The following is a 12,157-nucleotide window of genomic DNA, read 5'->3' as shown; positions in this document are numbered from 1 at the left end:
AAATATTTATAACTTTTTAATAACTTTATTAGTCTAATATGTGAAGGGAGGTAAAGGTAATGGACGAAAAATTAATTAAAAAAGCAATCAAGGGAAATTTTAAAGCTTATAGCCTTCTAGTACATAGCTTAAAAAATGAGGGATATAAACTAGCATACACAATATTAAAAAATGAACAAGACAGCATAGATGCATATTTACAAGCCGTGGAGAAGGGGTTAAAAAATATACAAAATTTAAAAGAACCACAATATTTCAAAACATGGTTTTTGAGAATTGTTATAAATGAAGCTAAGAATATTATTAGCAAAAATAATAAATTAATATATTTGGAGGATGTTGAAACTTCTAGAATTATAAAGTCAAAATCAGATAATCAAGAAGAAAAACTTGATTTGGAAAGAAGTTTGGAAAAGGTAGAACCACAGGTTAGAGAAATGATTAGATTGAAATTTTATATGGGTTATAAACTAGATGAAATAGCGAATATACTCGATGTTCCTGTAGGAACTGTAAAAGGAAAAATGTATACAGCTCTTAGAAATATGAAAAAGGATTTGGAGGTGAGATAATATGAATAAAGATAAAAGAAATTTTTTAGATGAAGAGAAAGAAATAGAAAAATTATTAAGCGAATTTGAGAATGAAGATATAAAAATACCAGATGAATTAGATGAAAGATTAAATGATAAATTAAAAGAGTTAAAACCTAAAAAATACAGAAAATGGGCAATAACATCTGTTGCATCAATTTTGATAATAGGTGTTTCATATGCATTTGTACCTGGTTTTAGAACATTTGCAGATACAATGTTTAAATATATTTTTGGAGATATCGGAATAGAAAATGCAGTTAATAATGGATACAAAACATCTGATGCACAACATATAAATATTGGAGGATATGATATTACAATTCAAAACATTTATATTGATGAACAAAGAATAAACTTTGAAGCAATAATGGAAACAAAAGTAGATGATATGATTACTTCTGACGACGATAACGTTGATAATACAAGTTATTATGAATTATATGTAGATTCTGTAGAGGCTGCAATGAGTGGAGGAAATTTTGATAAAGATGAAGATGGAAATATTAAAACAACAATAAATATTGTTGGAGGTAATATAGCAGAATTAATAGAGGGAAAAAATACATTATCATTAAAACTTAAATTGCTAAAAGTGAGTGCATCATATGAAAAGAGTGATGATTTCAAATATGAAACACTTGGGACAACAAATGTAGAATTGGAGATACCAAAACAATTAAGCAAAACTAAAAATATAGAAGTAAATAAACAAATAGATGATGGTGATCTGAATTTAAATATAGACAAGTTAAAAGTATCTCCTACAATGATGTATTTAAACACATCTGGAGAAGTAACAAATATAGGTGAATTACAAGGATTAGATAATTTAAGAATAATATCTGAAAATGGAGAGATTTATAAATCTTCATTAGAATTATCTGGTATGGGATTAGAAAATGGAGGATGGAGCCAAACTATAGTACCTTCAGTATACTATGATAAAGGCAAAAAGCTGAAACTAAAAGCAGATGGAGTTTTAGTAAATGCAAATAAAAAAATAGAGTTAAAAATAGACGATAAGTACCCTAAAAAGATAGATTATTTCGGAAAAGAGGTTATTATTAAAGATGTTAAATACAGTAAAGGACATTTAACTGTAAAATATACAACAGATTCATCTATTAGTTATGATGGAGGTAGTGAATTAGATGGAAATTCATATATAGCCACATCATACGAGACAGGATCAAAGATATCAAGTATTGAATTTGAAAATGTAGATAAAAAAGAATCGTATCTATTGGATTTAAGATTAGTTGTTAAATATAAATATCCAATAGATATAAACATAGATAATAAATAATTTATTAAATAAAAGCAAAATTGTAATTCTATTTAAATTACAATTTTGCTTTTATTTATATAATAATTAAGAAATAAATATGATATAATAGCTATTACAGTGGTTTATTCATTTTTTTACAAAATTGCATAAATATGGAGTGATGTTATTTTAAATTTACCTTTGCAATAGATTTAAATATTTCTAATTAATAATTAGCAAGGGAGAAAAATCAAATAATGAATACACATTTATATCGCATATTCAAGAAAGTTATTGCAATTGTTTTAGCATTGCTATTAATAAGCACAGACACATTACAATATGCTTATGCAACTGTAGATGAATATCAAGGGCAAGAGGTAATATCTCAGGATGTATCATCACAGGAGAATATCGACAATAATGAACAAACATCAGATGATCAAAATGAGGGAATAATTGATGATAAAAATCTAGATAAAAATAGTAACATAACAGAAGCAGAGCTATCTTCAGAAAAAGACAATATACAAAATAATATCAATAAAGAAGATACCTCTAATGAAAAATCTACTGAAAATGAAAAAACTGAAAAAAATAATATTAAAAATGTTAAATCAGAAGAAGTAAATCAAGAATTAGTTATAAAAGTTGGACAAGAAAGTAATATAACTGATAGAAATATTTCAATTCCAACAGGACAAGTCACTCGTGTACATGTTACATCAACAGGTTCTAATTCAAATATAATAGGGGATTATAAAATTAGACTGGAAATAGATAATCCAGATGTTATATTATCGGATTTTCAAAAATCTGATGGAACAATCCAAAACGAGATAACTTTGGATGGCATAAAGCTAAAATTAGTAAATGGACAGGGTGGAAAGAGATATATTATAACAGAGCTTACTCAAGGTTCAACTAACCAATTTGATTTTCAAATGATATTCAAAAATGGTGTAACTAATGATGGAGAAAAAGTAATAATAAAAACAGAAATATTAGACTCAAATGATAATATAATTACTGATAAAGTAGCAGATGAAAAATGCATAATAAGTGATTTTACTATTACTGCAAAATCATCTTTTAGTTGGGATAATATTTCAAAAACTGCAAATAAACAAACTATAGATAGAAATAACAATGGTAGTATAAAAGATGAATCAATAGTATAGAATATCAAAGCTACATCAAATAATAAAGGATATGTAGGCGAGATATTTACAAAAGAATATACTGTTACAGATGAGTTGAAACTACCTAGTTCGATTAATCTGCCAAAAGGTGAAATAAATTCATCTAATGGAGTACTTACAATAGGAGGCAAAAAGATTCTAGAAGTAAGTGAAAAAGATGCCAAAATTAATATCGAAGGAAGAAAAATAAAGATAATTCATACGAGGCAAAATGATTTAAATCCAGACAGTGAAATTAAAGAGCCAGATATGCAAGTTACTCTTTATACATCAAATTTAGTTGCAGAAAAAACACAACAAGAAGAAACTATAACAAACAAGGTTAGCTTTGATGCCAAACCTATAGTAGGAAATTCTAACTCAACTTCAGAAGATAAAGTTACTACAACTGTACCTCCTACAACTGCTAGAATAACTTCAAGAAAATCTAGTGAAGTTGTTGGAAAAAATGGTTCAGATGTAGAAATAGGTGACATTATAAAATATGAAATCACTGTAGAAAACGATGGTAGTTCCGAATTAGAGAATTTTGTTGTAGAGGATATAATCCCACAAAATACTCAAATTATAAATCAAGAACAATGGACTAATGGATATACACTAGAAAATAACAAAGTAAAATGGGTTGTTAATAGCTTAGATGCAGGAGCTCAAAAAACTTATATTTTTTATGTGAAAGTTACTGATTGTAATGAAGGAACTCTTATCAAAAATACTGCAACTGTAAACAATAAAAACACTAATGAAACTGTAAATAAAGTGGTAAAACCATCAGCGAGAATATCTTTAAATAAATACGCAAATGATTCATACAAGATATTTAAAGATGGTGAGACTATAACTTATACAGTAGAAGTTTCTAATTATGGTGAACTTGATTCAGAAAAACAGACTATAGTGGATATTATGCCAGCAGGTTTAGTTCCAGAGTATGATAAGTCTAATAATACAATTAAATCAGGGGATTATACAGGAACAGTAAAATACAATGAATTAACTAAGTCTTATACAATAACATGGGAAATTGGGAATGTTAAAAAAGGGTCAAAAATAGACTTAAGATACAACGCGAAAGTTGTAACAGAAAATTTACCAGATAAATTAATTACTGGTGAAGAAAAAACTATTGATGTAAAAAATCAAGTTACAAATAATAATGGACAAAAAGCAGAAGCAACAGTAAAAATCGGACTTGATGGATATAAAATTGGAGTTAATAAAACATCTAGCTCTGATGATATAAGAGAAGGTCAAAGCGTTACATACACTTTAAACATATCAAATACGGGGAAAGAAAAAACTAAAGTTGATGTAAAAGATATTTTACCTGTTGATAAAAACGGAAATGTTATAGACTGGTGGAAAATAGATGGCGATAATATAACAATAACAACATCTGGTGATTTGGATGAATATAATCTTGAATTAAAAGATGGCATCTTAACATGGAAAGATGTAAATCTTGAGCCAAATCAAACTTTCAACCAAACTGTTACATTAACATATCCAAAAGATAAAACTTTTGACTCATTATTTAATCTTAATGGATATAGATCAATAGTAAATACATTAAATGTTGAGGGAGAAGAAAGCAAAACATATCAAACGCCTAAAGATGTAGATTTAAAAATAAATAAATCTGTAGATAAGGCTTCTGTACCAATCGGATCTGGTGAAGATGTTACATTTACTATAGCTGGTTTTTCTAATACTTCAAAAAATTCATTAAAAAATGTAACAGTCAGAGATGATTTCTCAACATGGAATGGGGTAAATTCCAAATTCAAACTTAAAGAAATAACAACAGGTTCTTATGAGGGGATAGATAATTATAATGTAGAAGTCATGTTTAATGATTATTCAACTAAAACTATAAAAATAGACAATCCTTCACAAAACTCAAAATTAACATCTTTAATCGATGATAAAGATATAGTTAATGTAAAATCTATAACTTTTAATTTTGGAGATGTAGGAACTGATTTTAAGGTAGTAAATGGTATAAATGTAATTGCAACGCCTAAGTCTTCAGATGAAGTAGAGGCAGGAACTATTGTAAATACAGCAACACTAAATTTCAATAGTACTCAAATATCAGATGATGCAACAGTTGAGCTTACTTATCCAGAAACAAAAGTTATAAAACAAGCATATGTAGATGGAAAGTTAGCAGATAACAAAACAAATCCTATTTCAGTAGGAGATAAGGTAACATTTAAAATTAAATATACAAACAATACAGGAAAAGACATAAATTGTTGGGATATTTCTTTTATGGATAGATTCACAAATAACGATATTATCGATAAAAGTAAATCATTAAATATTACAGAAAAACAAACTGATTCTAATGGGAATATAGTTACAGAAAATCCATTAAGATTAAATGGAAGTGCAAACTGGTATTATATGAACTTTAGTTTTGGAAGTGGAGTACTAAAAAATGGAGATACAATAGAACTGACTTTTGAAGCAGTTACGACAAGTGAATTCTCGAAAGCAACAGAAGTCCCTAAAGACGGAGCAGTTGACTATAGACTTCACAATACTATCGAATTAAGAATAAAAAATAATGTTGTTGCTGAAGGTGAAACAGAGTATTATTACCCAGCAATAAAAAATAATATATGGACACAAAAAGGAATAAAATCAATTGGTAAATATACTAGATATAATGAGGATTCTGTATCTGGATATTACTCAGTAAATGGTAATTCACTTTATAGTTATGGAAGCACGCAAAATGCAGTAGTATACACATATGTTATATATAATGATGCAAATAGTAGTGATAATCTTCCACTTAAAAAAGCTGTAGACATTCTTCCTAAAGGATTCAAATATATCACACTAGGTAAAGATTCTAATGCGTTTTATAATGTAAATCAATCAAACCAAATAACAACTATAAATTATGCTAGTGATATTAATTTACCTCAAGGTGTAACTTTAGATGCAGGTATTGTTGTAAATGCTGCTTATGATAATAATGAGAAAATTGTATTTACATTTAATGAAGGGGCAGAGTTAGAGCCGGGTCATGCAATAGTATTTACATATTTATGTGAAATTGATAACAATGTTGCAGACTTATCATCAGTAAATAAAATAGCATTTGCATATGATACTACAGAAAAAGAGGCACCAGGAAATGATGTAAAACTACCATTTTCAACAAATACAGATAAATCACCTAAAAATGATGGATCTTGTAATATATTAAATAAAAATTATGATGGAATTTATGGTGGCGAAAATACAACTTGGTATGAATCTGATGTAACAATTAAAAAAGTAGGTATATTCCCAGGGATAAGTAAAAAATTAGATGGATTTTATAATGCAGGAAGTAATGAATTGCATGAGGTAGATGAAAATTCTAAAATAGCTATAAAATCATCTTTAAAATGGACAATAAAAGTAAACAATAGTGGAAATAATTATGATTCTTCTGATATGGTCAATTATACAGTGATTGATACTTTACCTAATCCATATACTTTATCTAAAAATAGTAAGCATACTCAAAATATTACTATTTACAATAAAGATGGAAGTAAGAGAGATAGTTTTGATATAGGAAATCTTTTAGATGTATCGACAAAAACTAATTCAGAAGGAAAAGAAGTTCAAGTTTTAACTTGGAAGTTAGAGAACGAAAAATATACTATTCCAAGTGGTGGATATGCAGAAATAACATTTGTATCAGCAAATGACAGTGATATAGCGAATTTCGGTACATATGTGAATAATGTATCGCTAGTTCCAACACAATCATTTAAGAAAGATAACGTTACAGAAGGAAATGTAACGAAAGTTGAAATTAACGGCGAGAAAAAAGATGCTATAGAAAATCAAGCATCAGCACATATATTTGGAAACTATGCAACATATTCATTTAAACAGATAAGTGATTTATCAGGATATGATAAAGTGTTAGACGAAGATAAAACTGGTAATGGTTATGGTGATAATCATGCCAATGGATATGGATATAAACAAAATGATAATACTGTTATAAGTAGCGGTGCAGGTCAAAAAGTAGGATATACGTTATATGTAAAAAGTAACAGCGAGGGTGATATATATAATTTAACATTAATAGATAAATTCCCTCATGTAGGAGATGTAGGTACTGTAAATTTAAACAGTTCTAGAAACTCAGAATTTACTGTTTACTTAGCAGATAATCCAAACTTTAAAGTTGATATATTAGATAGTGATAAAAACTTCATATCAACTGTTGATTCATCTCAATATTCAGTAGGATATTCTAGCAAAATTTCTTATACAGATGAAGATTGGAATTCTGTGACTACTTGGGATTCATCATATGACAAAAATGTTCATAAATCTCTACGTGTAACATTAAAGGATGGTTTTAAATTAAAACAAGGACAAATGTTAAGAGTTTACTTTGAAGGTATTATAGGCGATGATGCTATACCAGGAGAAGTTGCTTGGAACTCATTTGGATATTTATACTCAACAAAGAACTCATTCAATGAAGATATAACGTTAATTGCTGAACCAGCAAAAGTTGGTGTAAGTATACCTGGGACTACAGAATCAGCACAAATATCAATAACTAAAGTTGATGAAGAGAATACAAACAAGATATTATCAGGCTCTGAATTTGGTATTTATTCTAACAAAGAATGTACAAATTTAGTAACAAAAATAATAACAACATCTAATGGAGAAGATTTATCTAGTAAACTGTTATTAAATACTTACTATGTAAAAGAAGTCAAATCACCAGAAGGATATATATTAGATGATACTGTTTATACAATTAATTTAAATGAAAAAGATAGTATAGTTAAAGTCCAAAATGGCGATGCAGGATATATTACTAACAAAAAAGAGAAACGCCATAAAATAAATGTACAAATATCTAAAAAAGATATTGTTACAAATGAGGAATTACCAGGAGCTACACTTCAAATAATTGATAAATCGACAGGTACAGTTGTTGAAGAGTGGATATCAACAGGTAAACCACATCAAATAGATAATTTAGAACCGGGAGACTATACATTAGTTGAAAAATCTGCACCAGATGGATATTTAATAGCAGATTCTATTGATTTTACAATAACAGAAACTGATACTACTCAAAAAGTAGAGATGTTTGATACAAAAGATGTTTCATTATTTGTAAAGAAAATATTGGTTGATGAAAATCAATTTAATATAGATGAAGTATTTAATATAGTTGTTAGTGGAGAGTTTTCTGATGGTTCACAACAAAAAACAATATCATTTACAAAACAAGAAGCTCTAGATGGTGTAAATAAAGAAGTCGAAAATGTTATTTACGGAAATAATTATACAATAACTGAAGAAAATTCAGATTCGTATAATGTGCTTATTACAGACAGAGGTAAAGTAACAGTTAACAAAAAGAATCAACTAGTGGAAGTTGTTAATTCAAAAAAAGCTAGTGGGCTTTTAGCTGTAACAAAAAATGTTGAAAATATAAATACAGTTAGTGATGAAGATATATTCACATTAATAGTAAGTGGTAAATTTTCTGATGGAACAAATTCAAAGACAATAGAAATCACTAAAGATAAATTAAATAAACAAGTTATAGTTGAAAATACTATATATGGTGAAACTTACACAATATCTGAAATAAGTAATGACAATTATGATGTTGTTTACAATACAAAGTCAGTAACTTTAGATGGTTCTATACAAGTTAAAGTATTATCAGTAACTAATATAAGAAAACAATCAGGGAAATTATCTGTAGTTAAAAAAATACTAGATAATGCAACACTTTCTGATGAAGATGTATTTACTATAAAAGTTACAGGACAATTTTCAGATGTAGAGGGAAAAACTACAAAACAATTTATATTTGACAAAAACAATATAGGACAAGCTCAAGATGTACCTGGAGTGATTTACGGAAATAAATACGAAATTTCTGAGGAACAAATAGGAAATAGGTATATTTTAGAGTCAATAGATAAAACATCAGTAACTATGAGTGATGAGGATGTATTATCTACAGTTACAAATAAAAAAGCAACAGGTAAAGTTTCTATATCAAAGACAGATATAACAACAGGAAAACCTGTATTAGGGGCTATTTTACAAGTAATTGAAAAAGATACAAATAAAATTGTTGAAGAATGGACTACAACTGAAGAAGACCATATCATAAATAAACTTCCAATAGGTGAATATATCTTAAGAGAAATAACAGCACCAAATGGATATGTTAGAGCAGAAGATGTAGAGTTTACCGTTTCAAATAGCGGAGAAATCCAAAAAGTTGAAATGCAAGACGACTACACAAAAGTAGAAATAAGTAAAAAAGATCTAGAGACAAAAAAGGTATTAGAAGGAGCACAATTACAGTTACTAAATAGCCAAGGAGATGTAGTAGCAGAATTTACATCAGAAAATAAAGCGTATACGATAAGTAAATTACCAGTAGGTGAATATACACTACATGAAGTAAAAGCACCGAAGGGGTATAACTTAGCAGAAGATGTAAAAGTAGTAATTGAAGAAACAGGAAAAGTCCAAGAATTCTCAATATATGATGTTGAAAAGACAAACAATGTTCCAATATCAAAACAAGATATAACAACAGGTGAGGAGATAGAAGGAGCGAAGCTGGAACTTCTTGATTCAAAAGGAAAAGTAATAGAAAGCTGGACATCTACGACTAAACCACATGTTATAAATAACTTAAAAGCAGGAACATACACAATCAGAGAAAAAGCAGCACCAAAAGGATATTTACTAGCAGAAGATATTGAATTTACGATAGATGCAGAAGGAAATATCACAGGATCAACAATAATGCAAGATGACTATACAAAGGTAGAAATATCGAAAAAAGATATAGTTACAAGTGAAGAATTGCCAGGTGCAACGTTGCAAGTAATTGAAAAATCAACAGGAAAAGTATTAGAAGAATGGACAAGTACCGCAGAACCTTATAAGATAAATAAATTGCCGATAGGTGAGTATATCTTAAGAGAAATCACAGCTCCTGATGGATATGTTAAAGCAGAAGATGTGGAGTTTACTGTTTCAAATACTGGAGAAATCCAAAAAGTTGAAATGAAAGATGACTACACAAAAGTAGAAATAACTAAAAAGGATCTAGAGACAAAAGAAATCCTAAAAGGAGCACAATTACAGTTACTAGACAGCGAAGGAAATGTAGTAGCAGAATTTACATCGGAAAATAAAGCGTATACGATAAGTAAACTACCAGTAGGTGAATATACATTACATGAAGTAAAAGCGCCGAAGGGATACAATTTAGCAGAAGATGTAAAAGTAGTAATTGAAGAGACAGGAAAAATCCAAGAATTCTCAATATATGATGTTGAAAAAACAAACAATGTTCCAATATCAAAACAAGATATAACGACAGGTGAGGAGATAGAAGGAGCGAAGCTGGAACTTCTGGATTCAAAAGGAAAAGTAATAGAAAGCTGGACATCTACGACTAAACCACATGTTATAAATAACTTAAAAGCAGGAACATATACAATCAGAGAAAAAGCAGCACCAAAAGGATATTTACTAGCAGAAGATATTGAATTTACAATAGATGCAGAAGGAAATATCACAGGATCAACAATAATGCAAGATGACTATACAAAGGTAGAAATATCGAAAAAAGATATAGTTACGAGTGAAGAATTGCCAGGTGCAACACTACAAGTAATTGATTCTGAAGGAAATATAATAGAAGAGTGGACAAGTACTACAGAACCTCATAAGATCAATAGATTACCAGTTGGAGAGTATACTTTAGTAGAAAAACAAGCTCCAGATGGATACTTATTGGCAGAAGATATTAAATTTACTGTAAAAGAAAATGGGGAAATTCAAAAGGTTGAAATGTTCGATTCGAAAGATGTTTCATTATACGTTAAAAAAGATGTTTCTAACATTGAGAAACTAAAAGGTAATGAAATATTTACAATAAAAGTTTCTGGAGAATTTGCAGATGGTTCAACAGAGAAGTATATAAAATTTACTTATGATGAATTAGGAACAGAAAAAATAGTTACTGATATAATCTATGGAAATAAATATAATATAAGTGAAACAAATCATGATGGATATATGGTGAAAATCGATAAAGAGAATGTAAAAGTAGATGTAAACAAAGAAGTTGTTACAATTATTAATACATTTATTATAACAGATGAACCTGAGAATCCAGGAGACCCGGATAAACCAAATAATCCAGATAAGCCTGGAGACCCAGATGATTCGGATAAACCAAGTGATCCAGAAAAACCAGGAAATCCAGATAACTCGGATAAACCAGGAAATCCAGATGATTTGGATAAACCAAGTGATCCAGAAAAACCAGGAAATCCAGATAACTCGGATAAACCAAGTAATCCAGATAAGCCAGAAAATCCAGATGATTCGGATAAACCAAGTAATCCAGATAATCCTGAAAACCCAGATGACTCAGATAAACCAAATGAGCCAGAAAAACCTGAAAATCCAGGGAAACCAGATAGCCCAAGTGATCCAGATGATCCAGGTGATTCAGATAAGCCTGGAGATCCAGATGATTCGGATAACCCAGTAACTCCAGATAAACCTGAGAAACCAGAAGATACGGATGACCCAAGTAATCCGAACAAACCTGAAAATACAGTAAAACCAAATATGCCAAGTAATCCAGAGGAAAGTACAAAGCCAGAACAAAATGTACAAACAGGTGATACTAACTTAACAAATGAAATCATAATAGGATCAATTTCATTAATTGTATTGATTGGATTATGGATTGATAATAAACGTAGAAAAAAATTATAGAAAGTTTATATAAAGTATAAAATAAAAAGGTAATAAATAAGGGAAAATAAGTAACAAATTAAGAAGTCACAAATATAGTAATAGATAAACTAGAGAATAAGTAGATAAACAGGATTAAAAAATCAGAGACATTTAAGAGAAGTGGTATTATAAAAATACCTTAGAATATAAAATGATAATATAAATTTTTAAGTAATATTTTCCGACATTATAGAAAATAGACGATCAACAGGAAATCGAAAATATCTTAAAAAATAGTTTTATATTCTAAT

4 protein-coding genes are annotated in these 12,157 nt (G+C 28.7%); all 4 read left to right on the top strand.

The window, feature by feature from the left end:
- Positions 1-59: 59 nt before the first annotated feature.
- The 4 genes from ABCM86_RS08185 (at position 60) to ABCM86_RS08170 (ending at position 11,885) form a co-directional block, all read left to right on the top strand.
- The gene (locus ABCM86_RS08185) at positions 60-572 is read left to right on the top strand and encodes a sigma-70 family RNA polymerase sigma factor (RefSeq protein WP_295676250.1); all 513 of its coding nucleotides are present in this window, start codon (positions 60-62) and stop codon (positions 570-572) included.
- A 1-nt stretch (position 573) separates the two neighbouring features.
- Positions 574-1,902 (top strand): DUF4179 domain-containing protein, encoded by a 1,329-nt coding sequence (locus ABCM86_RS08180; RefSeq protein ID WP_295676247.1) that lies wholly within the window; start codon positions 574-576, stop codon positions 1,900-1,902.
- Between the two features lie 218 nt (positions 1,903-2,120).
- Positions 2,121-3,044, top strand: a complete 924-nt coding sequence (locus ABCM86_RS08175) for a hypothetical protein (RefSeq protein ID WP_343003822.1) — start codon at positions 2,121-2,123, stop codon at positions 3,042-3,044.
- Positions 3,045-3,119: 75 nt separating this feature from the next.
- Positions 3,120-11,885 (top strand): SpaA isopeptide-forming pilin-related protein, encoded by an 8,766-nt coding sequence (locus ABCM86_RS08170; RefSeq protein WP_343003821.1) that lies wholly within the window; start codon positions 3,120-3,122, stop codon positions 11,883-11,885.
- Positions 11,886-12,157: the final 272 nt, after the last annotated feature.

This window comes from Clostridium sp. 2218st1_F5_2218SCRN_220325, from assembly GCF_039062665.1.
Taxonomy (GTDB): domain Bacteria; phylum Bacillota; class Clostridia; order Peptostreptococcales; family Peptostreptococcaceae; genus Intestinibacter.
The sequence above is the reverse complement of the archived record's forward strand: the minus strand, read 5'-3'. Positions and strand labels throughout refer to the sequence as shown.